Annotated in this window: 16 protein-coding genes; 9 read left to right on the top strand and 7 right to left on the bottom strand. The window is 63.8% G+C overall.

Annotated features, from left to right (window positions below; translation table 11 throughout):
- Positions 1-118 precede the first annotated feature (118 nt).
- Positions 119-2,326 carry an SUMF1/EgtB/PvdO family nonheme iron enzyme gene (locus KDH09_05830; protein ID MCB0219197.1) on the bottom strand — a complete coding sequence of 736 codons (2,208 nt, stop codon included), beginning with the start codon at positions 2,324-2,326 and terminating at the stop codon, positions 119-121.
- Positions 2,327-2,533: 207 nt separating this feature from the next.
- On the bottom strand, positions 2,534-4,501 hold the full coding sequence (gene shc / locus KDH09_05835) for a squalene--hopene cyclase (GenBank protein ID MCB0219198.1): 1,968 nt from the start codon (positions 4,499-4,501) through the stop codon (positions 2,534-2,536).
- A 181-nt stretch (positions 4,502-4,682) separates the two neighbouring features.
- Here shc and KDH09_05840 point away from each other — a divergent pair, with 181 nt between their 5' ends.
- On the top strand, positions 4,683-7,460 hold the full coding sequence (locus KDH09_05840) for an insulinase family protein (GenBank protein ID MCB0219199.1): 2,778 nt from the start codon (positions 4,683-4,685) through the stop codon (positions 7,458-7,460).
- 73 nt (positions 7,461-7,533) lie between these two features.
- Here the strand turns inward: KDH09_05840 and KDH09_05845 are convergent, their stop codons facing one another.
- Together KDH09_05845 and KDH09_05850 are read right to left on the bottom strand one after the other, a co-directional pair.
- A complete protein-coding gene (locus tag KDH09_05845; protein ID MCB0219200.1) occupies positions 7,534-9,045 on the bottom strand; it encodes a leucyl aminopeptidase in 1,512 nt (503 codons plus the stop codon).
- A 129-nt stretch (positions 9,046-9,174) separates the two neighbouring features.
- Positions 9,175-11,337, bottom strand: a complete 2,163-nt coding sequence (locus tag KDH09_05850) for a tetratricopeptide repeat protein (GenBank protein ID MCB0219201.1) — start codon at positions 11,335-11,337, stop codon at positions 9,175-9,177.
- A 138-nt stretch (positions 11,338-11,475) separates the two neighbouring features.
- On the opposite strand from KDH09_05850, the gene KDH09_05855 reads away from it, so the two are divergent.
- The 3 genes from KDH09_05855 (at position 11,476) to KDH09_05865 (ending at position 14,736) form a co-directional block, all read left to right on the top strand.
- Positions 11,476-12,816 carry a diguanylate cyclase gene (locus KDH09_05855; protein MCB0219202.1) on the top strand — a complete coding sequence of 447 codons (1,341 nt, stop codon included), beginning with the start codon at positions 11,476-11,478 and terminating at the stop codon, positions 12,814-12,816.
- A gap of 97 nt (positions 12,817-12,913) precedes the next feature.
- A complete protein-coding gene (gene serS, locus KDH09_05860) occupies positions 12,914-14,248 on the top strand; it encodes a serine--tRNA ligase (protein ID MCB0219203.1) in 1,335 nt (444 codons plus the stop codon).
- Positions 14,248-14,736 (top strand): tRNA (cytidine(34)-2'-O)-methyltransferase, encoded by a 489-nt coding sequence (locus KDH09_05865; protein MCB0219204.1) that lies wholly within the window; start codon positions 14,248-14,250, stop codon positions 14,734-14,736. The genes serS and KDH09_05865 overlap by 1 nt, the downstream gene beginning before the upstream one ends.
- A gap of 3 nt (positions 14,737-14,739) precedes the next feature.
- On the opposite strand, the gene KDH09_05870 is transcribed toward KDH09_05865, so the two are convergent.
- The 3 genes from KDH09_05870 to KDH09_05880 all read right to left on the bottom strand — a co-directional run bounded on the left by KDH09_05870 (position 14,740) and on the right by KDH09_05880 (position 19,665).
- Positions 14,740-15,282, bottom strand: a complete 543-nt coding sequence (locus tag KDH09_05870; protein ID MCB0219205.1) for a hypothetical protein — start codon at positions 15,280-15,282, stop codon at positions 14,740-14,742.
- Between the two features lie 54 nt (positions 15,283-15,336).
- Positions 15,337-18,045, bottom strand: a complete 2,709-nt coding sequence (locus KDH09_05875; GenBank protein MCB0219206.1) for a hypothetical protein — start codon at positions 18,043-18,045, stop codon at positions 15,337-15,339.
- A 174-nt stretch (positions 18,046-18,219) separates the two neighbouring features.
- A complete protein-coding gene (locus tag KDH09_05880; GenBank protein MCB0219207.1) occupies positions 18,220-19,665 on the bottom strand; it encodes an NFACT family protein in 1,446 nt (481 codons plus the stop codon).
- Between the two features lie 104 nt (positions 19,666-19,769).
- Here KDH09_05880 and KDH09_05885 point away from each other — a divergent pair, with 104 nt between their 5' ends.
- The 5 genes from KDH09_05885 to groEL all read left to right on the top strand — a co-directional run.
- Positions 19,770-20,591, top strand: a complete 822-nt coding sequence (locus KDH09_05885) for a 1-acyl-sn-glycerol-3-phosphate acyltransferase (protein ID MCB0219208.1) — start codon at positions 19,770-19,772, stop codon at positions 20,589-20,591.
- A gap of 28 nt (positions 20,592-20,619) precedes the next feature.
- Complete coding sequence (rsmI, locus tag KDH09_05890) at positions 20,620-21,471, top strand: 16S rRNA (cytidine(1402)-2'-O)-methyltransferase (GenBank protein ID MCB0219209.1); 852 nt, start codon at positions 20,620-20,622, stop codon at positions 21,469-21,471.
- Positions 21,468-21,905: an NUDIX domain-containing protein gene (locus KDH09_05895; GenBank protein MCB0219210.1), complete on the top strand. Its 438-nt coding sequence runs from the start codon at positions 21,468-21,470 to the stop codon at positions 21,903-21,905. The genes rsmI and KDH09_05895 overlap by 4 nt, the downstream gene beginning before the upstream one ends.
- Positions 21,906-22,245: 340 nt before the next feature.
- Positions 22,246-22,542, top strand: coding sequence for a co-chaperone GroES (gene groES, locus KDH09_05900; protein MCB0219211.1), 297 nt, complete (start codon positions 22,246-22,248; stop codon positions 22,540-22,542).
- A gap of 68 nt (positions 22,543-22,610) precedes the next feature.
- The coding region (gene groEL / locus KDH09_05905) for a chaperonin GroEL (GenBank protein ID MCB0219212.1) at positions 22,611-23,646 on the top strand (1,036 nt) is incomplete at its 3' end.

A 23,646-nucleotide genomic window follows, 5' to 3' on the forward strand; every position in this document is an offset into this window, starting at 1 on the left:
AGGCCCGCCATGATTTCCTGGGTGCGGCTGGAGTCCTGGGAGATGAGCACCGCGACCTCGCCCGCCCACGCGTTCTGCGTGGCGAGAACGGCCCACACCATCAGGGCCAGCGAGGAAATCAGTAGTCTGCGCAACAACGGAACCCGATCTGCACGTCGATGTGCGTTTCCTGGAAATTCTCACGGAAGGCGCAGCGCGTTCCCCAGTCGGGACGGCTGAAGCTTCCGCCGCGAACCACCTTGTCCTTGACCACGTCCGACCACTGACTGGAGGTCCACTCTTTGAGGTTGCCACTCATATCAAACACGCCCAGATCGCTCTTGCAAGCGCCAAATTGGCCGCTTGGCGCCAGGGTGCGCGGATTCCCGGCGGAATCCTTGGTATTGCAGGATGCCCCGCTGAACTGGGAGCCGTAGGGATAACGCCCGCCGGACTTGCCCTTGCAGGCATGTTCCCACTCTTCCTCGGTGCAAAGACGCTTCTTGCGGGCCGAGCACAGTGCCCGTGCCTGGTCGTAGCTGACGCTCGCGCGCGGGGTCTCCCCCTTCTTGTTGGGGAATTCGTACTGGTCGATGCAGTAGCCCTTGATCGAGGTGCTCACCAGCGGCTTCTCCCACGCATCGCGGGCCGAATCGTCCTTGGCACTGCCCATCTTGAAGGAGGTCCCCGGCACTTCGATCATGCCCTCGGGGCACTTGGAGCGCGCGGCTGCCGCCGCCGCTGCAGCCTTCGCGGCCGCCTCCTTGCGGCGTTGTTCTTCCGCCTCGCGGCGGCGCGCGTCTTCCTCGGCGCGTTGCGCGGCGAGCTCGGCTTCACGTTCCTTGCGGGCAGCTTCTTCTTCAGCCTTCCGACGCTCGGCCTCGGGATCGACCTTCGGTGCGGGGGGCGGTGGTTCGGCGCCCTTGGGCTTGCTCGCAACGGGCTTGGGCTTCTCGGTCTCGGCAGGCTGGGTTTGTTCCACCTTGGCGACCGGTGCCGATTCGTCCCCGCCGCCCATGAACATCACCGCGCCGGCAATACCGGCAATCAGTACGATGATACCGATGATCAAACCGATGGGCGCACCCTTCTTCTGCTCGGGCAGCTCCGGCAGGGAGAAGCTGTCTCCACCTGAACTTGAAGGTGGAGGCGCCGCCTGGGCAGGCGCGGGTGCCGGCTCCGCCGGCGGAGGCGGAGGAGGTGGCGGCGCAGGTTCCGGCTCGGGCTCTGGCGCCGGTGGCTCCGGTTCCGGCTCGGGCTCGGGAGCAGGAGGCTCTGGCTCTGGCTCTGGCTCCGGTTCAGGTTCAGGTTCAGGTTCCGGCTCAGGAACTGGTGGCTCTGGCTCCGGTTCGGGAGCCGGCGGTTCAGGCTCGGGTTCCGCGGCGGCCGGGGCTTCTTCCGCCTCGACGGGCTGCTCGACCAGTGCGCTGAAAATCTCGCTTACCGTCGCCGGACGTTTTGAGGGGTCGGCATTCAGGCAACGCTCGATCAGGTCGTCGATCGCCGACGAGAGCGATTCGTTGTATTCGCTTGCGATCTTGGCGCCATCCTCGGGAAGGCGCCCGGTAAGCATCTCGAAGAGAATCACGCCCACCGAATAGATGTCGGCGCGCGGCCCCACATCCCCACCGGCGGCAATCTCCGGCGCCAGGTAGGCTGCGGTTCCCTGCGCTTCCTGGATCTCAACCTGCTTCGCAGCCGGAAGAACCGAGACGATTCCGAACTCCGAGAGTTTGAGGCCTTCGGGCAGAATCACGATGTTTTCAGGCTTGATGTCCCCGTGGCGCAGGCCCTGGGCATGCCCTGCGTCGATTACGGCGCCGAGCTGCTCGACAATGGGCGCGGCTTCCTCGAGGGTGAAGTTCTGGTGGGCGTCGGCGCGGACCTGCAGCAGCTTGCGCAGATTGATGCCGCCCACGAATTCCATCGTGTAGTAGGCGGCACCGCCGTCATCGCCTGACTCGTAGAGACGGATGGCGTTCTTGTGCAGGAAGCGGCGCGCTTTCTTGATGGCGCCGCGCAGGTCTTTTCGGGACTGGTCGTCGGGAAAGAGGTCGCCGCGGATGACCTTGAGTGCGAGGGCGACCTCGATTTCCCGGTCGTGGACCTTGTAGACAATGCCGATGCCGCCGTCGGGACTGATCCCGCGGATCTCGTAGCGATCGGCAAACACGTCGCCGATATCGAGGGCGCGGTCGCCTCCCCCGGTGGTCTCGCCGCCGCCGGTGGTCTCGCCACCCTCGCCACGGTTTTGGGAAACGCCGCAGGTTTCACACACCTCGGCATCTACAGGGATGTCATCCCCGCAGTTCCAACACTCTTTCATGCCTGCTGCGTCGTCGGACACGCGAAAACCCCGGCATCAGCCAACAAACGGGAATTCCTAGGTTTTTTCCCAGAAGTAGGCACATTGTAGAGCCGCACCCCTCAAAAGCAAGGGGCGGCGCGCCGTGCTGGGAGCCCCCGCGCGGGCCTTCAGGCCTCCATGAAAAAGGGCGGCAACCCCGCGGTTACCGCCCTTCATGGGTCAGTGGTTGTGCGCTTTGGGGGCCGATCAATGCCCGCCGCGCAGCGCCTTGCCGTAATGGCCGAGCGCCATGGCCGGGAAGCAGTCCCGGTAGAGGTGATAACGGATGTAGAAGTGGGAGGGGAAGCCCGTTCCGGTGAACTGCTCCTCGTTCCAGCAGCCTTCCTTCTCCTGATTGTCGAGCAACCAGCGCACCCCCCGGGCCACCGCGATGGAGTCGGCGCGGCCGGCCGCCACCAGACCCATGACGGCCCAGGCAGTCTGGGAGGCAGAGGAGGTGTGGGGCACGAAGTGGCGCACATCGTAGCTGTCGCAGGACTCGCCCCAGCCGCCGTCCTTGTTCTGGACGCTCTCCAGGAAGGCCACGCCGCGCTTGATGGCCGGGTGGTCCTTGGGCATCCCTACCTGCACCAGGCCGCAGAGCACCGCCCAGGTGCCGTAGATGTAGTTCACACCCCAGCGCCCGTACCACGAGCCGTCTTCTTCCTGCGAATTGAGCAGGTATTCGACGCCGCGGGCGACGACCGGGTCGCTGCAGTCGCGCCCCGCTTCGCCGAGCATCTCGATCACGCGGCCCGTCAGGTCCGGCGTGTTGGGATCGAGCATCGCCTTGAGGTCGGCGAAGGGGATCTCGTTCCAGAGCTTCTGGTCGTTGTCGACGTCGAAAGCGCCCCAGCCGCCTTCCTTGCACTGCATGGAGAGGACCCACTCACGCGCGCGGCGAATCGAGGCGTCGCGGTAGTCATTGTCCTTGCCCAGGTCGATGCCGTTGATGGCGAGCATCACCGCCGAGGAATCGTCGCAGTCGGGGTAGTAGCGGTTGAAGAATTCGAAGGACCAGCCGCCGGGCTTTCCGTCCTCGTTCTTCACACTCCAGTCGCCGTAGTGCTGAACCTGTTTGTCGAGCAGCCAGCGCGCGCCCTTCTGAAGGCGCTCATCATCGCCGCTCACACCGGCGTCCTGCAGGGCCCAAATGGCCAGCGCCGTGTCCCACACGGGAGAGACACATGACTGCAGGCGGAACTTGTCATCGCGCTCCATACCGAAGCGCTCGATGGCCTGCCAGCCGCCGCGCATGCTCGGGTGGTCGCGTTCGTAGTCGAGGGCCTTGAGCGCCAGCAGCGAATAGGCCATGGCCGGGATGATGCCGCCCCAGTCGCCTTCGTCGTCCTGGTGCTGAAGCACCCACTTCTCGGCCGCCTTGAGCGAGCGCTTGCGGAAGGGGACCAGCCCGCGGTTGTCGAGGAAGCGCAGGATGTGGTCCATCACCACAAAGAAGTTGTGCCAGGTTACCAATTTGTCGGTAAAGCCCCAGTTGTGGTCGATGTTTTCCTTGCCGTTGGCATAGAGCTCATCGATCTCGATGTCGCGCTTGGGCTTCCACACGGGCTTCTTGTCCAGAAGCACGACGAGCGGGACGACGCACGAGCGCGCCCACGAACTCATCTGGTAGATGCTCATAAAGAACTTCCTGGGAAGCATCATCACCCAGGCCGGAAGCACCGGCGTGCCGCGATAATCCCAGAGGCCCATGAAGGCAAAGTGGATCTTGGTGAAGACGCGGGCCTTTTCGACGCCGCCGAGTTCGATGATGAGCTTGCGGGCCTTCACCATGCGCTCGTCTTCGGTGTCGACACCCATCATCTTGAGCGCCACATAAGCCTCCACCGTGGTGGAGAGGTCGCTCTTGCCGCCTTCGTGAATCCACCAGCCGCCGTCGGGGCGCTGCTCCGCAAAAAGCTCGTTGATGCACTTCTGCTCGCGTTCGGGATCGACGCGGTCGAGCATGTGCATGAGGTAGACGTATTCAGAGGTCAGCGTGGTGTTGGCTTCGAGTTCGGCCCACCAGTAGCCCTCCTCGTCCTGGAGTGAAAACAGGTATTCTTTGGCCCGCTCAAGCGCCTTGGGCAGGCGATCTTCGATATTGGAGCGCTCGCCCGAGACGGGTCCGCGGCGCTCTTCAAGATTGGCTGCTCTATTGGTTCCTGCGTTCATGCCTTTTCTGCCTCAAAATTTCGACAATCTCTATCCTAACTGACCAGTCAGGTACCGAAATTCGGGCTCATCCTAAGTTCTATGGGCCCCTGTGTCAACGGCAATCGGGGGTCAGTTCCGCTGTTCAGCGGGCGGACAACCCACTAGAATCCGCGCACTTTCTGGAGAGAGTAGGACAACCGTGATCAAAAACACCTTGTACCGCGCCCTCATCGCGCTGCTGGCGCTTCCCCTGCTGAGCGGCTGCCTGTCGAGCATCAACACCCCCGGACCGATCGGAGAGGGCGATCCGAGCCCCGGCCAGCGCCCCGACTGGGCCCGGCAGCTTCCGGCCCACACCCATGCCTACGAACTGAGCAACGGGCTCCGGCTCGTTGTTTTCGAAAACCACGCCAGCGAGATCGTCACCATGGACACCTGGGTGGGCGTGGGATCGGCCGACGAAGTCGACGCCAACAACGGCGTCTCCCACTTCCTCGAGCACCTGCTCTTCAAGGGAACCGAGCGCTTTGGCCCGCGCGAGCTCGACCGCCGCCTGGAATCGCTTGGCGCGCGCATCAACGCCGCAACCAGCGACGATTACACCCACTACTACGTCACCGTCTCGAGCAAGCACTTCGAGCAGGCGCTCGACATGCATGCCGACATGATGCTCAACGCCGCGTTGCCGCCCGACGAGATCGACCACGAACGCAAGGTCGTGATCGAGGAGATCAACCGCGCCAACGACAACCCGCGCCGCAAGCTCTACATCGCCATGCAGGAGAAACTCTTTGCCGGGCATCCCTATCACCGCGATACGCTGGGCCCGCCCTCGAACATTGCGGAGATCCCGCGCGAGGACATCGTCGGCTACTACCAGAAGTGGTACGTGCCCGAGAACATGACCGTCGTGATCGCCGGTGACGTCAACCCCGACCGCGCGCTCGAACTGGTGACCGAGCATTTCCAGAGCGCGCGGGCCGGCAAGCTGCCGCCGCGCGAGCGCACCGCATTGAGTCCGATCGAGAAGTCGGTCGAAGTCACAATTGAAGAAGACGTGCAGCAGGCCCACCTCGCCGTTGCCTGGCGCGCGCCCAACGTCTCCGAGCTCGATGACTCCATCGCACTCGACGTCGCCAGCCTGGTGATCGGCCAGGGTGCAAGCTCGCGGCTGCACCGCCGCCTGGTGGAAGAGACGCGCCTGGCGCTCAACGTCGGCGCCGGCAACTACACCCAGAAAGATGCCGGATCCTTCTACGTCTTTGCCACCTGCGAACCCAGGAACGTAGAGAAGGTACGCGCCATCATTCTCGAAGAGATCGAGCGCCTCTCGCGCGCTCCCATCAGCGCCGACGAGCTGGCCAAAGCCCATCTCTCCCTCGATCGCGACTTCGTCTACGAGACCGAATCCTCCGGCGGCATGGCCGGTCTGTTCGGCTACTACGCCGTGGTGTCCCAGGTCTCCGACGTGGCCGCCTACCGCAGTCGCCTGCAGAAGACCGATGCGCTGCGCGTGGTGGAAGCCGTGCGTAGCTGGCTGCGCCCCGACCGCGTTGCAACGGTGCGGGTGCTTCCCCAGGGAACGGATCTGGCGAAGATCGAAAAACCCGAAGAGCGCCAGGCCGGCAGCGTTCAGCTTCAGCAGGAATCGGATTCCACCAGCATCTCCCGCACCAAGCTCGATACCGGCGCAACGCTGATCGTCAAGCAGGACCCCCAGAGCCAGGTCGTCGCGTTCCAGGGGATGCTCTATGGCGGCGTCCGCGCCGCGACGAAGGCCGGGCTCGCGGACCTGGTCGCCCGCGTGGCGATGAAGGGAACGGCCACCCGCAGCGCAGAGGCGCTGGCCCAGGAGATCGAGAGCGCGGGCCTTTCCCTCTCGGTCGATGCCAACGAGGACTACATCTCGCTGAGCGGCAAGGGCCTGAGCGGCGACCTGCCGCGGCTGCTCGTGCTGCTGCGCGACGTGTTCTACAACGCCGAATTCACACAGGACGAAATCGACCACGAGCGCGACCGCATGCTGCAGGAGATCCGCGCCTCGCGCGACCAGCCCAGCAGTGTCGCGTTCGAGCAGGCCCACCTGGCCCTCTACCCCGATCACCCCTACGGGTTTGCGGGCAAGATCATGGAGCGCGACCTGCCGGGTCTGACCCGCAAGCAGGTTCTGGACTTCTACCACTCCCAGTTCCGTCCGGAATATCTGACCCTCTCCGTGGTCGGGGACGTCAACACGCGCGAAGTTGCCGCAATGGTGAGTGACCTGTTCCCCGCGCAGTCCGCCAAGGCGCCGATTCGGTTGCTCTGGCCCAAGCCCCAGCAGGAGCTGAAAAAGCCGGCCACCATCCGTATCCCCAAGGAAACAGCGCAGACCTGGGTCGTTCGCGGCTACCTGGTGCCGGGCATCGAGTCCGAAGACTACGCCACGCTCAAGGTGATTTCTTCGCTGCTCGGCCACGGCCTCTCGGGCCGGCTGTTCGTGAACCTGCGAGAGCGCCGCGGCCTCGCCTACACGACGAGTGCGATCTACGAATCACAGGCCGACCCCACGGGTTTCTTCATCTACATCGGCACCGATCCCAAAAACACGAAGGCCGTGCGCGAGGGATTCGATGTGGAGATGGCGCGCCTCAGTGAAGAACCGGTTTCCGATCAGGAACTGGCCGAGGCCAAGAGCAAGTTCGTCGGCGCCTTCGATCTCAGCCACGAAGGCAACTCCAGCCAGGCGTTCTATCTCTCGTTTTATGAGCTGATGGGTCGCGGCTTCCAGTTCGATGAGAACTATCCCGAGCTGATCGAGAAAGTCAGCGCCGAGGACATCCAGCGCATCGCGAAAAAGTATCTTGCCGCACCCGACGTTGAGACAATCGTGGGCCCGGCCGCGATGATCGATCCGGAAGCAAAGCTGCCAGGGCTCTCGGACATCGAGACCAAGCCGGAGAACTCCCACCGCTCGGCCGAACCATCCGAACGCTAGAGCTCACTTCCTGCACCGCAAAAAAGAAGGGGACCCGCCGGGTCCCCTTCGCATTGGTGCAGAGTCGTTCCGCTTACTTCATCGTCGCCAGGTAGTTTGCCAGGATGCGCACACCGAATCCGGTGGCACCCTTCTTGAACAGTCCCTTGGGCTTGGTGGTCCACGCGGTGCCGGCGATGTCGAGGTGCGCCCACGGCGTCTTCTCGTCAACGAACTGCTGCAGGAACGCGCCCGCGGTCAGCGAGCCGGCCTCGCGGCCGCCGACGTTCTTGATGTCGGCGATCGAACTCTTGATCTGCTCGGTGTAGTCCTCGAAGAGCGGCATGGGCCACACGCGCTCGCCGCTCTCGGTGCCGGCTGCGACCAGTGCGTCCTTGAGCTTGTCGTCGTTGCCCATGAGGCCGGCGGCGGCATCGCCGAGCGCGATCACGCAGGCGCCGGTCAGCGTTGCCAGGTCGATGATCGCCTTGGGCTTGTAGTTCTTTGCGTAGTCGAGCGCGTCGCAGAGAACCATGCGGCCCTCGGCGTCGGTGTTGAGGATCTCGACGGTCTTGCCCGAACGGGTTTTCACCACATCGCCGGGGCGATAGGCCTTGCCCGAGGGCATGTTCTCGGCGCAGGCGATGATGCCCACGACGTTGCACTTGGGCTTGAGGTCCCGCAGCGCATCGAAGAGGCCCAGCACCGCGGCGGCGCCGGACATGTCGTGCTTCATTTCATCCATCGCCGGCGCGGGCTTGAGCGAGATGCCGCCCGAATCGAAGGTGATTCCCTTACCCACGATCACAATCGGGGCCTCGGCCTTTTTCTTCGAGCCCTTGTATTCAAGGATGGCAACGCGCGGGGGCTGGTCGCTGCCCTGGGAGACGGCAATGACGCCGCCCATCTTTTCTTTCTTGAGCTCAACGGGGCCGAGGACCTTGCAGGTCATCTTGCCGAGCTTGGCGATGCGCTGGGCTTCCTGCGCCATCTTCACCGGGGTAACATCGTTGCCCGGCGCGTTGGAGAGATCGCGCGCCACATTGGTGCCGCGCGCCACCGCGCCGCCGGTGTCGAGACCCGCGTTCCACGCCTTCGCGGCAGCAGTGCCGCCGCCCACGTAGCAGATCACTTCGCGAACCTTGCCGGCGGGACCTTCTTCATCGTTGCCCGTCTTGAACTTGCGATACTCGTAGGAGCCCAGCACGAATCCCTCGGCCAGGGCCTGCGAGAACTCGGCGTCGCTGAGTCCCTTGCCCAGGCCGTCGGCCACCACGATGCCCACGCGCTCGGCACCGACCTTGCGGGCCTGCGCGGCAGCAGCGACAGCGGCTTTCTGCACGGCCACGGCCTTGAGATCTGCGCCCTTTCCGAGGCCCAGCAGCAGAACCTGCGGGGTCTTGGAGGCGCCGGTGGCGGGGATCAGAATCTCGCCACCGAGCTTGCCGGTGAACTTCTGCCCTTTGACCGCTTCGGTCAGGATTCCCGATACCTCAGACGGCTGGCCCTTGAAGGAAGAGAGCGGATTGGCGCCCTCATCGCACAGATAAACCAGCAGGTGGTGGTAGAGAGAATATGGATCTTTTGAAGAGGTGGACAGTTTCATCAGGTTCCCCCGGAGGCCTCGGCTTCCTCGAAAATCGCCGCAAGTATCCGAAAATATTATAGTTTTCGCCCAATAGGGGTAATCACTACCAAACTGGAATACTGGACTTCAGGGGTATTTGTCAAAGATTCAGCGGGCGCTGTCAAGTGGAGGGCTCAGATCGCTGCAGCGCGACTGAACCAATTGGGCCTGTGCCGGGTCGAGCGAGGCCGCCTGATTGTAGAGCTGGCAGGCCTCCACCCGGTGCCCAAGGCGCTCCAGCAGAGCCCCCAGATTCACCATGCTCGGCACGTGCGTGGGCTGAAGATCGAGCGCCCGGCGATAGGACCGGCGGGCGGCGTCGGGCTGGCTCGTGCGATCCTGCAGGACCGCCAGGTTGAACCAGTTCTGCGCCTCCTGCGGCTGCAGCTTCGTCAGTTTCTCGAAGTGCTCCAGAGCGCGCGGCTCATCCACGATCATCTGGCTGTAGATGAGGGCCAGATACTGGTGGGCAAGGGGGTCGTCTGGTCTTTGGGCGAGCGCGTCCTCAAAATACTTCAGCGCCACCCGCGGTTCGTCCCTGGAGAAATAGAAGATTCCCAGCTTGATGCCCGCGTCGGTCATCTCCGGCTTGAGGTGCAGGGCCTCTTTATAATATTGCTCGGCTTCCTTGTAGTTGCCCTTCTGCTCGGCAATTACGCCGAGGTTGTAGCGGGCCTCGGCATTGTCGGGATCGAGATTCAGGACATTGTCCTTGTAGATTTTCGCCGCCATGTCGGTCCAGCCCGACTGCAGCATGGCGTTGGCAATGTTGAGGTGCGCGTCACGGTCGTAGGCGTTGCGCTGGAAAAGCGTGGCGAACGCCGCGATCGCATTGCGGTTCTTGCCGGCCTCGGTAAGTGCCGTGCCCAGATTGTAGTAGGGACGGGACTTGATCCGTGATTTCTGCGCCGCGTCCGCCCAGAAGCGAATCGTGTCGGTCCAGACGAGCACGCGCTGGAGGCTCACGAACATCATCGCCAGAATGGCGAAGGCCAGTACCGGGCGGCTCCAGCGTTGCCAGAGTTCTGCGCGCCGAAGACGCACCCGGCCGCTCATCCGCACCAGCACGCTCGCCGACACCAGTGAGAGGCCCATGCCCGAGAGATAGAAACGGCGCTCGACGAAGACGTCTTCGAGCGCAATCACGCTCGTCGTGGGGAGCAGGCCCACCAGGCACCAGACCAGCCCCAGCGAGATCTCAGGATACTTCCTGCGCAGCAACCACGCCGCCCACAGCGTGATCGCTATGCCCATCACGCCGGCCAGCGCCCAGCCATTGGCAAACCCGCTCAGAATGAACGTGTCGTGGTCGCCGCTCTGGCTGATCGGAAAGATCCAGGTCAGCAGATAGAGCAGCGTAACAAACGCATTGGTCGCCATCGTCGGGAACAGCCCGCGCATCGTGTCGGGGTTTCCCAGGGTGCCAAAGGCCAGCAGGCGCAACACCAGCAGAGCGCCCACCAGGGCGAAGGCAAGGCCGAGCGCCACAAAGGTGCGCCGCCGCCAGGGCCGCGTCTGCCCCGGCACGAGCGCGATGACAAGCGCCGCCAGCAGCGGCGCGATCACGGCGACTTCCTTGCAGAGCACGCCCTTGAGAAAACTTGCCAGCGCAAGCATCCAGCAACCGAGCGTCACCTTCCAGTAGGTACTGGCCGGCAGCTCGGTCACTCTCGCCTGCTGCGCATCGGGTCCAACCTCTCCCTCGGGCTGGTAGCTCAACGGGATGAGGAACAACACAAGCGCAAGCAGCAGGTAACCGGTCGCCAGAATATCGGCGCGGCCCATCACATAGGCCACGGGCTCGGTCGTCATCGGGTGGAGGGCAAAGATCCCCGCGCCAAGGAAGGCCAGCGCGAGCTTGCCGCGAAAGCGCATCCCGAGCCGCTCGCCCAGTTGCAGCAGCATCCAGTAGAAAAGCGCCACGACGGCCAGGTGCGAGACCACATTGGCCGCGTGGAAGATCGCCGGGTTGGGCACGGATCCGCCCGAGAGGTTCAGGTCGCGCTTGAACGAGCGCATCGTTTCCTGCCGGAAGCGGAACTTCTCGGCATACTCGGCGACGGTGCCGCCCTCGATGAAGGACTCGTTGTTGACGATCATCTCCAGGTCGTCGAACAGGAACGGCGCCTCCAGGGTCGGCAGGTAGAGCAGCGCGCAAAGGCCCAACACCAGGAGCAGCGGCGTATACAGCAACACGTACCGCTCCCAGGGGCGGTAGGCGCTGACGGGCTCTGGCTCAGGGGCCGAATCGATGCTGGGCGCTTCTTCCATAGCTCTCTAAGTCGCTGATTATGCGTCAATAACGCGCCGGAACCAATGGGTTGGCTTGACTCATTTACCCTGCTCACTAACCTAGGGCTCTGGTTGCGCGGGGAGCGCCGGCATGTTGCGGCGATGTAGGGAGGGGCGATGGTCAAGGCCGCCAAGAAAAGCGGTTCCGGGCGCGTGAAGCGCTCCGGGAAATCCGCGGCCAAAACGGCGCCCAAACGCGCGAAGGCCAAAGCTTCCACCAAGACCGCGAAGAAGAAAGCGCCGACCAAAATAGCGAAGGCTGCTAAGCGCGTTCGCACCCCTGAAGAAGATTCCGGCGCCCTCGAACCCAAATACGAAAATCGACTGGTTCGCCTGTTTCAGCGCCCGATGCTCGATGGCGACAAGCTCGCTGCGGAGATCGACCGGCTTGCCGAAAAAGGCGGCCCCGCCGTCTACCCCAGCCTGCTGTTCCTGCTCTCACACCTGGAGTTCAAACCCGCCGAGGCGGAGCGTCACTGGCGCAAGATCCTCAAACACCACGAAGAGCTCAACAAGGATCTCAAGCGCCCGATCGACCTGCGCGTGGCGCTGCTCGATTACTTCGTCTCGCGCAATCGCAAGCTCAAGAACCCCAAGATTCTCGAGCTCAAGATCTACCGGCGCGCGCAGCAGGAAGCCCTCTCGGACGAGCTCACCGGGCTGGCCAACTTCCGCCACTTCGAAAAAGCGCTCGACCGCGAGCTCAAGCGTTCGAATCGTTACAGCGAACCGCTCTCGCTGCTCATTCTCGATGTCGACGACTTCAAGCACTACAACGATCGCAACGGCCACCTGGCCGGCAATCAGGTATTGCAGCAACTGGCGAAAATTCTAATCAAGGACGTGCGCGAGATCGACGTCGTCGCCCGTTACGGCGGCGAGGAATTCGCCGTCATCCTGCCCTCGACCAGCAAGCAGGGCGCGCTGCTCACCGCCGAGCGCATCCGGCGCTCGATCGAGCGGCACAATTTCCTGCATGGAAAGCACCAGCCCAAGCGCGCAGTCACCGTGAGCGGCGGGCTTGCCACCTTCCCGGTGGACGGCAAAACCCCCAAGGAACTGGTGGCCAAAGCCGACACCTCGCTCTACCGCGCCAAGAGCGATGGCAAGAACAACATCAAGGTATTCCTGAGCGAGACGCGCAACTTCACCCGCGTGGATGCGCACCTCATTGGCAAGTTCACCGTGCTGGCCCACAAGAACCAGGAGATCTCCACCCGGAATCTTTCCAAGAACGGCCTGCTCTTTGCCGCCAACAAGTCGATTCCCGTGGGATCGGACCTGAACATGAACATCAGGATTCCCCGTCACGGCTCGGTGAAGCTGCGCGCCCAGGTCGTCCGCGTGGAGCGCGTCAACCAGCGCCGCTACGACATCGGCGTCACCATCGTCCAGATGACCCAGAGTGACCGGAAGAAATTCGAAGCCCACGTCGACGAGATGATGGGCACGGAATAAACCCCCGATTGCCCCCCTCCCCTGTTTGAGATAGCGTTGCCCGCCGCCCCACCCGAAGGGCCGGGGCGGACATCCCGATTACTGGACCCGACAAACCATGCTGGACATCCGTCAGATTCGAGAAAACCCCGGCGCAGTCGTCGACGCGCTGGCCCGTCGCGGCGCCGACAAGGCCGAGCTGCAGGAGATCGTCGACACCCTGGTTTCGCTGGACGAACAGCGCCGCGCGCGCATGACGCAGACCCAGGAACTCGAAGCCGAGCGCAACGCGACTTCCAAACAGATCGGGCAGAAGAAGAAGGCCGGCGAAGACACTTCCGGGATCGAGGCGCGCGTGCGTGAGATCTCCGCGAAGATCAAAGAGCTGGGCGCCGAAGCGGAGGCCCTGGACGCCGAGCAGGAGGGCCTGCTGCTCACCCTGCCCAACCTGCCCCACGCGAACATTCCCGACGGCGCCGACGAGAGCGCCAACCCGGAGGTCCGCAAGTTCGGCACACCGCCGAGTTTTTCCTTTGAAGCCAAAGACCACGTCGAGATCGGCGAAAATCTGGGAATTCTGGACTTCGAGCGCGGCGCGAAAATCTCCGGCGCCCGCTTCACCGTGCTGGTCGGTGCGGGCGCGCGCCTCGAGCGCGCGCTCATCAACTTCATGATGGACCTGCACGCGCGCGAGCACGGCTACAAGGAGTGCTGGCCCCCGGTGATCGTGAGCGAGGCCTCCCCGCTGGGGACGGGCCAGCTCCCCAAGTTCGCCGTGGACATGTTCGCCGTAGGACTGACGCCCGATGAAGTGGAGCGGGAAAAGGCGGGCGAAGCGATCCCGCGCCGCTACCTCATCCCGACGGCGGAAGTCCCGGTGACCAACCTGCACCGCGACGAGGTGCTCTCCGCCGACGATCTGCCCATCCGTTATGTCGCTTACTCTGCCTGCTTCCGCAGCGAGGCGGGCTCCTACGGCAAGGACGTGCGCGGTCTGATCCGCCAGCACCAGTTCGACAAAGTCGAGCTTGTCCAGTTCGCCCACCCCGAGAAATCCTACGAAGTGTTGGAGCAGCTCACCGCCAGCGCCGAGGAAGTTTTGAAGCGCCTCGAGCTCCCCTACCGCGTCGTGGAGCTCTGCGCTGGTGACATCGGCTTTTCAGCGGCCAAGACTTACGACCTCGAAGTCTGGCTTCCCGGGCAGAGCGCGTATCGCGAAATCAGTTCCTGTTCGAACTTCGAAGACTTCCAGGCGCGACGTGCGCGCATCCGCTTCAAGGAAAAGGGCGGCAAACCCCGGCTCATTCATACCCTGAACGGATCGGGCCTGGCAGTGGGCCGCACGCTGGTCGCGATTCTCGAGAACTTCCAGCAGGAAGACGGCAGCGTCGTGATTCCCAAGGCGCTTCGCCCCTACATGGGCGGCGACGAGTGGATTCGCGCCGAGCGTTGATGGATACCGTGAGCGCGCCCGAGCTGCACATCGTCCTGGTCAACCCGCTGATCCCGCAGAACACGGGCAACATTGCGCGCCTGAGCGCGGCGACGCAGGCCACGCTGCACCTAGTTCACCCGCTGGGATTCGAGATCACCGAAAGCCGCGTGAAGCGCGCGGGGCTCGACTACTGGCCGTGGGTCAAACTGCAGGACCACGATTCCTTCGAAGAGTTCGAGACCTGGAAAGCGGCGCGCCACCCCGATGCGCCGATCTACTTTCTCTCCAAGAAAGCAGCGCACACCTACACCGACGTCGCCTACCAGCCCGGCAGCTTCCTGGTCTTCGGGCAGGAGACCAAGGGCCTTCCCGACGCCATCCTCGAAAAATACAGCGCGCAGACCCTGCGCATTCCCATGTTCTGCGAGAACGTGCGCAGCCTGAATCTCTCGAATTCCGTGGCAATTGTTGTCTATGAAGCGATCCGCCAGCTCGGCGGCGAGTAGCGGCTACGGGGCCTGCCGCGGGATTCCCGAAGCCGGGAAGGCCACCTCGCGCAGCTCACGAAGCAGCAGCGGCGGGTAGGGCTTGGCCAGCCGGTAACCCTTGCGGTTGCGCAGGATTTCCATCAACCCCTCGTGCGCGGCAACCCACTCGTCGTACGCATGCGCGACGCCCATGGTCATCGTCTGCAACATCGTGATCTCCAGCGGCCCCAGTTCCTTGCCGTGGGCGAACATCTGAACCGTCTGGCGTCGCACCAGTTCATGGGCGCCCCGCATCCGCTCCATCGAGCTGACGATGTTCTTCAGGTAATCGTGCGCTTTCTGGTCCTCGATGGAGGGCCCCACCGCCAGGCCCGAGAGGTCGAGTGACTTGGGCGAGGCAAACCACGGCGATTCGGCGCTCACGTCCATGTTGTAGTCGAGCACAATACGGCGATATTCCGAGAGCACCGGCAGCAGGGAGTCCCACATTTCCGGCGAGAGTCGAACGGGATCAGCGCCCTGCGCGGACGCGGGCGCCGCAACGGCCATGCAGAGCGCAAACACAATGGCGAATACGCGAAGCCCACAAAACCGGTTCAGGAATTCAAAACGCATCGCTTAGAGGTAGGCAATGAAGCAATCGCGCGTGAGGTGGCGGGGAGTCGCTGACTCGTCCTCCATCAACGCGGGACGTTTGTCGAACAGGCAGAGGGGGCCGCTGGCCTCATGGCCATCTGGGAAACGAACGCGAAGCTGCAACTGGAACACCAGCCGGTCGTCCAGCTTCTTCGCGACGCCGGCGTTCTTGGCATCCACCTTGAGGGCGTCGGAGCGCTCCTTGTCGAAGGGAAGCCAGTCGTATTCTTCGGCGGCTTCCTCGCCCGGCTCTTCGTCGGCGACAGCAACGGGCTCTTCATCCATGGCCACCGGCTCGTCGGCCGCTTCTTCGGCAACCGCTACCGGTTCTTCCTCGGCCATGCCAATGGGCTCTTCGGACTCGGAAGCCTCGTCCTCGGCCATGCCGATCGGCTCGTCTTCCTCCACGGGTTCCGGAGCGGATTCGGTCGCAGCAGCGAAATTCCCGGAGGGCCGCTCGGGCTGCTCGCTCGGATCGACCGGCATCATCACGACGTCACCGGCATCCGAGAGGGCCTGCTGGATCTCGTCGTCGCCGGCGATATCGATGAAGGCCTCGGCCTCCTCTTTCTCGCGGCGCACTTCCTTCACGTCGCCCTCGCTGACACGGCCGATGGCGCCCTCGCCCTGCGGCAGGACAGAAGCGGGCATTTCCTCGGCAGCCGAGCGGGTAACGATCTGCGATTCCGCGCCGGCCTCGCGCGCCAGGCGCTCGGCTTCTTCGATCGCCGCGGCAACGTCTTCCTTGGTCGAGAGGTCTTCGTAACGCTCGTCACTGGGGGGCTCGTCTTCGGCCACCCCGCGCATGAAGTCTTCAGCATCGACGATCTCTTCGTCGCCGAGACCGACGGCCTCTTCTTCGGCGTCGCCGATCTCGTCTTCTTCTGCGACAGCGGGCGCTTCGGAATCCAGATCGTCGAGCCCTTCGAGATACTGCGCATCGTCGTGCGCGAACCGGGCGGCCATCTCGGGCTCGTCCGCCTCGGCGGCAACGGGTTCCTCAACGGCCTCTTCGGCGCCGGACTCGTCCACGGCAACCGGCTCCTCGGCCATTTCCACCGGCTCTTCGTCAGCTTCCTCGTCGACGGCGACGGGCTTTTCGGACTCTTCTGCCGAATCGCCCATGGAGACGGCTTCATCGCCGCCCTCACCGATTCCCCATCCGTCGGCGGCTTCGGCAACCTCGGGCTCTTCCTGCGCTTCTTCGGCAGCGGGCTCGTCGCCTGCGGCGTCGAGCTCGGTGCCACTCATCGGTTCGCCGGCCACTTCCTCGGCCATCTGAACCGCTTCTTCGGCCAGGCTGTGGGGCGCCTCTTCGGGCTCCCCCGGTTCCTCGGCCTCTTCACCCGCAAGGCCAATCTCTTCGGCAGCTTCGGCAATTGCCTCATCGGGCGCACCGGCTTCGGCTTCTGCGAAAGCGTCCTCAGCATCGGCCGCTTCGGGTTCGGTCTCCTCCGGTTCGCCCTCGTTCAGGGCAGCGAAGGGGTCGTCGTCACCTGCATCGCCGCCGCCCTCGAAGGCCGATTCCTCCACCTCGGGAGGCTCCAGCGACACTTCCTCCTCGGGCGGCACAAGCACGGGCTCTTCAGGCGGCGCGAGTTCTTCGGATTCTTCTTCAGCGACCTCTTCGGCCCCAAGAGGCTCAGGTTCCTCAATGGGGGCGACGTCCTCGATGGGCTCGGCCTCTTCAATTTCCTCGACCGGCGCTTCCTCAGCGCCATCGTCGGCGAAGGGGCTCTCGTTCGCGTCTTCGAAGGGCGAGCCGGCATCGGCATCCTCGGCGAAGGGATGATCCTCATCTTCGGGCGCAAGGAACTCGGAAGTCTGTGCCAGATCGACGCCCGCGCTGGGCGCAGTCACTTCATCATCAAGTCCTTCGCCCAGTTCTTCGCCGCCCAAGTCCTCGCCGCCGAGTTCTTCGGCCTCTTCGAACTCGACCAGTTCGGCCTCTTCGACCACGTCAGCATGGTCGACTTCTTCGCGTTCTTCGTCGGGCAGTTCATCGCCGGGGGCGCGCCCGCCGGCCATGTAGCTCTGAAACTCTTCTTCGCTGGGGCCGAGTTCCCCGATGTCGCCGCCCAGGTACTCGCTCGTGTCGGCGGGCGGTGGCGGCGGCGCGGCCTCACCCGATACGGGTTCGGAGAATTCACCGAAATCACCAAGGTCACTCGACTTGGCGGCGGCGCCGGGCGGCTGCATGGAAGCCACGGGCTGGGGCTGCGGTGTGTGCGGAACAACGGGCTGGCGCGGCGCCGGCGGCTGGGTCTGTCCCGGATTGAATGGAGGCTGGGTCTGCCCGCTCGCGCGCGCCTTGGCTGCGGCCTGCGCGCGCTGAATCAGTTCGGGAGTGAAGTGGTCGGCGTTGACACCCTCGACGCCGGTAAGACGGCGGAGGTTTTCACGGCCGCCCGCCTGCAGCACCAGATGGAAACCGTGCATGGAGGCACGGCCGCCGCCGCGCACGTGAACCACGCGCGCTTCGATGCGCTCCTTGGGAGGCACCAGAAATTCAAGCGGGCCTTTGGTGATGAAGGCTTCGTAGGCCTTGAAGGCGGGACTGGTCCACGCGACCGTGTTGTCGGCCTTCTCCATGTACAGGCGAAGGACATCGCAATCCGGACCAAGACGAACCCATCGGGTCTCCTGGCCGGAACCGCCTCCCTTTACCTGTTTTTTGCCGAAAAGGGCCATGGGTCCCCAGAGATGTCACACACACGAATCGGGCCTACTCCGCCCGAATTACGCGGTTTTCTTGGCGTTCTTGAACCACCCGGATCAAGCAAATTTTGGCGGTCTGGAACCCGGAAAACGGTAGAACTGGTACCCGGGAAAGTCAATGAGTACGCGGGCTTGCGCCAAGGCCGCTCAGTCACCAAGTTCGATCCAGAGTGTCTCATGACGCCCCATCAGATGCACCAGCCCCGGGGGGTCTCCCTTGCGCTTGCGCACGTAGCGGCGCTCGCAGTAGCTGATGTCCCCGCGACCGGACTTGGCCATGGCGCTGTATCGCAGGGCCAGCTCCGCCGCCCGCCGAACGGTCGCCGGGTCGAGCTTCTCGCCCTTGTTCACGCAGGCGATCACGTGGGAGCCTGGCGCGCCGCTCACGTGGAAGAAATAGTCGTGGGGCCGGGCAACCTTCGTAGTCAGCACGTCATTTTCCTTGCTGTTCCTGCCCACCAGGATGAGTTGGCCCGTCTCGCTGGTAAAGCGTCGCGGCTTGATCTTGAGCTTTTCGAAGAGCTTCTCCATCGCCGCGCTGCCGTGAGTCTCACCCACTTCACTCACCTGGCGCTCGCGCTGGGTCCCGGTGGAAATTTTCAGGCGCCCCGCCTCGGCCAGCAGTTCCGTCACGGGCAATTCCCCCGCCAGTTCCAGCAGGGTTTCGATCTCGGCGATGCGCCAGGCGGTCTCGTCGATGCGCTTCTGCGCCGCCGCCTGGGTTCGCTGCGCGCGGCGGGCACGCTCGAAGTAACGGTCGGCATTCACGCCCGCATTTTCCGAAGGTTTGAGCGCAATGGTGATGAGTTCATCGGGCCGGTCCCAGCGCGGCAGTTTCACCTCGGAGGCTTCGGGCGGGATCTGCCGCGCATTGGCCTTGAGAAGCTGCCCCATGGTGCGCTGCTCCTCGGGGTCACCGGCGCGCTCGATGTCGCGGCGCAGGTTCTTCTCCAGGCGCCTCAGCTTGCCGCGCTCGCGGCGCAGCGCCGCGCTCACCTGCGCGCGTTGCTTTTCCTCGGCGCGCCGCGGGATCTCGCGGTTGTAGAAGTTCTCGATGCGCTCGCAGTAACTCGCACCCTCGACATCGGCAAAGTCCCGCGCCTCAGGCGGCGCGTCGCCACCGCCCTCCGGAGGCGCCCACATCTCACCCGGGCGAAATCCGCCGCGGCGGAGCGCCCCCTCGACGCGCCCTTCGTCGTCGAGCACGTAGAGGTTCGAGCGCGCCCCCATGATCTCGGCCAGCAGGGTGGCCGGCGGCCTGCGCCCGGCGCTCTTGCCGGCGCAGTCGATTCGCACGATGCGGTCGCCGCCGGGTTGCGCAATCTCTGCGAGGCGAAGGCCCTCCATCCGCGCCCGCAGGAGCTGGAGGAACCCGCCGGGGTCTTCGCCCGTGCCGCCGGGCCGGGTCACAAAGCCCAGGCGCGAGGCCTCGGGCTCCATGGAAATCAGCAGAGTGGGCCGCTCCGGGCCGTTTCGAAGGTCCAGCAGCAGATCCCGCCCGCGATGGAGCCGAATGCGATTCAGGAAGCTCCCCCGGCAAATCGGGGCGATCTCGTCCAGAACCCGCTCTATTTCTGGTGCGCTCAGCGACATGTCTGGAAGCCTTGTAGCACCTTCCGGGACAATTTGGTCACAAGGGGCGTTGCGGTTATTCTCGCGATCCCCATCGGAGCGATGGTCAAAGGCGCGGGAACTCTATGTATCGCAAGATCTCACCAGTCATCTTCGGGGCGGCGCTTGCTCCCTATTTCTTCGTGTTGGCGCTCTATCTGCGCACGACGGTGGTGCCCATGCTGTTCCTTCGGGAACGCACGGGCCGCCGCATGCTCAACTCGCTGGTCCGCTTCTGGGGCGTGAATTTCTTCCGCATGGGTGCGGCCATCAACCAGATCAACATCACGGCCACCGGGTTCAAACCCGAACCGGGCAAGTCCTATCTCATCCTCTCGAACCACCAGAGCATCATCGACATCGCCCTGCTCTTCTGGGTATTCCGCGAGAGCCACGTGAAGTTCGTGATGAAGAAGGAACTCAAGTGGTTCATTCCCAACATCAGCCCGGCCACGCGCATGGCACGCTTCGCGTTCCTTGATCGCGCCGCAGGCGCGAAGGCCAATGAAAAATTCCTCAAGGACTTCGCCTCAGCCGTTGCCGAAGAAGGCACGGGCTGCGTGATCTTTCCGGAGGGAACGCGCAGCCGCGACGGCAAGCTGCGGCAGTTCAAGCGCGCGGGCGTGATGATGCTCGCCGACAACCTCGACATGGAAGTGCTGGCCGTATCGCTGGACGGCACCTGGCGCGCGGCCACGCCAATGGACCTCTACAATTACCTGCCGGGACTCGACATCAAGATTCATATCGAAGAACCCCGCGACGTCAAAGAACTGCGCGAGAATCCCAAGGAGTTTCTTCATCAGGTGCGCGAGACCATGCGCTCGCGGCTCGAAGAATTCCGGGGCGAGCCCGTAGAGGACCACGTCCCCTCGGCCCGCCGCAACACGGCGCAGGCCGCCGGTTGAATAATCCGCCCATGCGGGAGAGTGTGCAATGTCCTCGCTGTATCTGGTCGCCACGCCCATCGGGAACCTGGAGGATCTCTCCCCCAGGGCCGCCCGCATTCTGGGCGAGGTGGACGTGATCGCGGCTGAGGACACGCGTCGCTCGCGCAAGCTGCTCACCGCCTTCGGCATCAAGGCCGGCGCCCTGCTGGCCTACCACGAACACAACGAAAAGAAGCAGGCGCTCGCCCTGTGCAACATGCTCGATGAGGGCAAGTCCCTGGCACTCGTCACCGACGCGGGCACACCGGGCATTTCGGACCCGGGCTACCGCCTTGTCTGCGAGGCCATCGCGCGCGGCCATGACGTGATTCCCATCCCGGGCCCCAACGCGGCGATTGCGCTGCTCGGGGCCAGCGGCCTGCCCACCGATCGCTTTGTATTCGCCGGGTTCGTTCCACAAAAAGAAGGTGCGCGCCACAAGTTCTTCGAGGACCTGCTGGCCGAACGTGGCACCATCCTGATGCACGAATCACCCAATCGCCTGGAGAAGACCCTCAAGGCGATTGCACAGACGCTGGGGCCCGAGCGGCAACTGGCCATCGGGCGCGAGCTGACCAAGCTGCACGAGGAAATCCTGCGCGGCAGCGTGGGTGAGTTTCTCGAGAGCCTTGCAGGCAAGACCCTGCCCGGCGAGATCGTGCTGGCACTCGAAGGCGACCGGGAAAAACGCCCGGCACCCGATCAGGAAACCATCGACGCCGCCATCGATGAGGCGCTCCATGACCGGGGGCTCTCGGTGCGCGACGTGTCGGACCTGCTGGCCGAGCGCTTTTCTCTGCCGCGCAAGCAGGTATACCGTCGGGCGCTCGAACGCGCGGGCAGGCAGGGACCCGAATGAGCGACGACAACCCCATTGTGAACATCAGTTGCGGGATCATCATGCGCGGCGGAAAGCTCCTGGTGACCCAGCGCCGCGAGTGCGACAGCTTCGCCGGTGAGTGGGAATTCCCCGGCGGCAAGGTCGACCCCGGCGAGTCGCCCGAAGACGCCTGCATCCGCGAGATCCGCGAGGAGATCGGCACCCCCTCGCGCATCATTGCGCCCTACCGGTTCGCCTACCATGAGTACGAGCGCGAGGACGACCGCCCGGCGCTGCGCGTGCTGCTGCTGTTCTACCTGATGGAGATCGAGGGCGACCCACAGCCGGTCGAAGTGGCCGATTGCCGGTGGATCGACATTCCCCAGCTTCTGGAGATGCGGATCATCAAGGGAAGCCAGGGGGTCACCCAGCAGCTCATCGACGATGAGCGCGCTGGCATTCTCCCCAAGTAAGTGCCATCGGCGCCCTGCCGGACGATTCCACAACTGCCTGAAATTATTACTTATTTTTTGATTTTTGGCACTCGAAACAAATAAGTGCCAGTTCCCCCATTGACCTCAGCACATGGGTGATTACATGTAGTCCGCCTTGGACGCTCTGCCAGGCCGGATTGGACGCGGAGGATGCGGCGGCTGGAACGGGCTCCGGGAGCACTTGGGAACAGACTCAAAGGTTTAGAAAATTCAGGTACTTGCGCTCGGCTTGGTGGACTCAATTGAGGTGCGGCAGGCACGGGCGATGTTGCGTTAACGAAACCAATTAATCCTGCGCTAAGGAGGCACAGATTCAATTATGGCAACCAAGATTCGACCCCTCGGTGATCGTCTGCTCGTGGAGCGACTTGAGGCTGAGGAAAAGACCAAGGGCGGACTCATCATTCCCGACGCGGCCAAAGAAAAGCCCCAGGAGGGCAAGGTCGTTGCAGTCGGTAACGGCGTGCTCGGCGAAGACGGCAAGCGCGTTCCCCTCGAAGTGAAGGCCGGCGATACCGTCCTCTTCTCCAAGTGGGGCGGCACCGAAGTCACCCTCGACGGCAAGGAAGTCCTCATCATGAAGGAAGAGGACATCCTGGGCATCGTCGAATCCTGATACCCGGCGAAGGTCACGTGCCACGCCACTAACTACTGAACACACAGAATCTCAAAGGAGAGACTTCAATGGCCAAGGAAATTCGTTTTGATGAAGCCGGCCGCGGCGCGCTGCTTCGCGGCGTGAACACGCTGGCCGACGCGGTGAAGGTCACCCTCGGTCCCAAGGGCCGCAACGTGATTATCGAGAAGACCTTCGGCGCCCCGGTGATTACCAAGGACGGCGTCACCGTCGCCAAGGAAATCGAGGTCGAGGACAAGTTCGAAAACATGGGCGCGCAGATGGTGCGCGAGGTTGCGCAGAAGACCAACGACATCGCTGGTGACGGCACGACCACCGCGACCGTTCTCGCCCAGGCAATCTACCGCGAAGGTTCGAAGATGGTCGCCGCCGGCGCCAACCCGATGGACCTCAAGCGCGGCATCGAGGCCGCCGTCGTCTGCGCGGCCGAGCAGCTCAAGAGCATCTCCAAGCCCACCCAGGACAAGAAGGAAATCGCCCAGGTCGGCACGATCTCGGCCAATTCCGACTCCACCATCGGCGAGATCATCGCCGAGGCCATGGACAAGGTCGGCAAGGAAGGCGTGATCACGGTTGAAGAGGCCAAGGGCCTGGACACCGAGCTCGACGTCGTCGAAGGCATGCAGTTCGACCGCGGCTACCTCTCGCCCTACTTCGTCACCAACCCGGACAAGATGGAGTGCGTGCTCGAGGATCCCTACATCCTCATCAACGAGAAGAAGATCTCCAGCATGAAGGACCTCCTTCCCGTGCTCGAGAAGACCGCCCAGAGCGGCAAGCCCATCGTCATCATCTCCGAAGAGGTTGAGGGCGAGGCGCTCGCCACGCTGGTGGTCAACAAGATCCGCGGCACCCTGCAGTGCGCGGCCGTGAAGGCCCCGGGCTTCGGCGATCGCCGCAAGGCCATGCTGCAGGACATCGCGATCCTCACCGGCGGCCAGCTCGTCGCTGAAGAGCTGGGCATCAAGCTCGAGAGCCTGGGCATTGCCGACCTCGGCACGGCCCAGCGCGTCATCATCGACAAGGACAACACCACGATCGTCAACGGCGCCGGCAAGAAGGACGCCATCGACGCACGCGTCA

This window comes from Chrysiogenia bacterium, from assembly GCA_020434085.1.
Lineage (GTDB): Bacteria > JAGRBM01 > JAGRBM01 > JAGRBM01 > JAGRBM01 > JAGRBM01.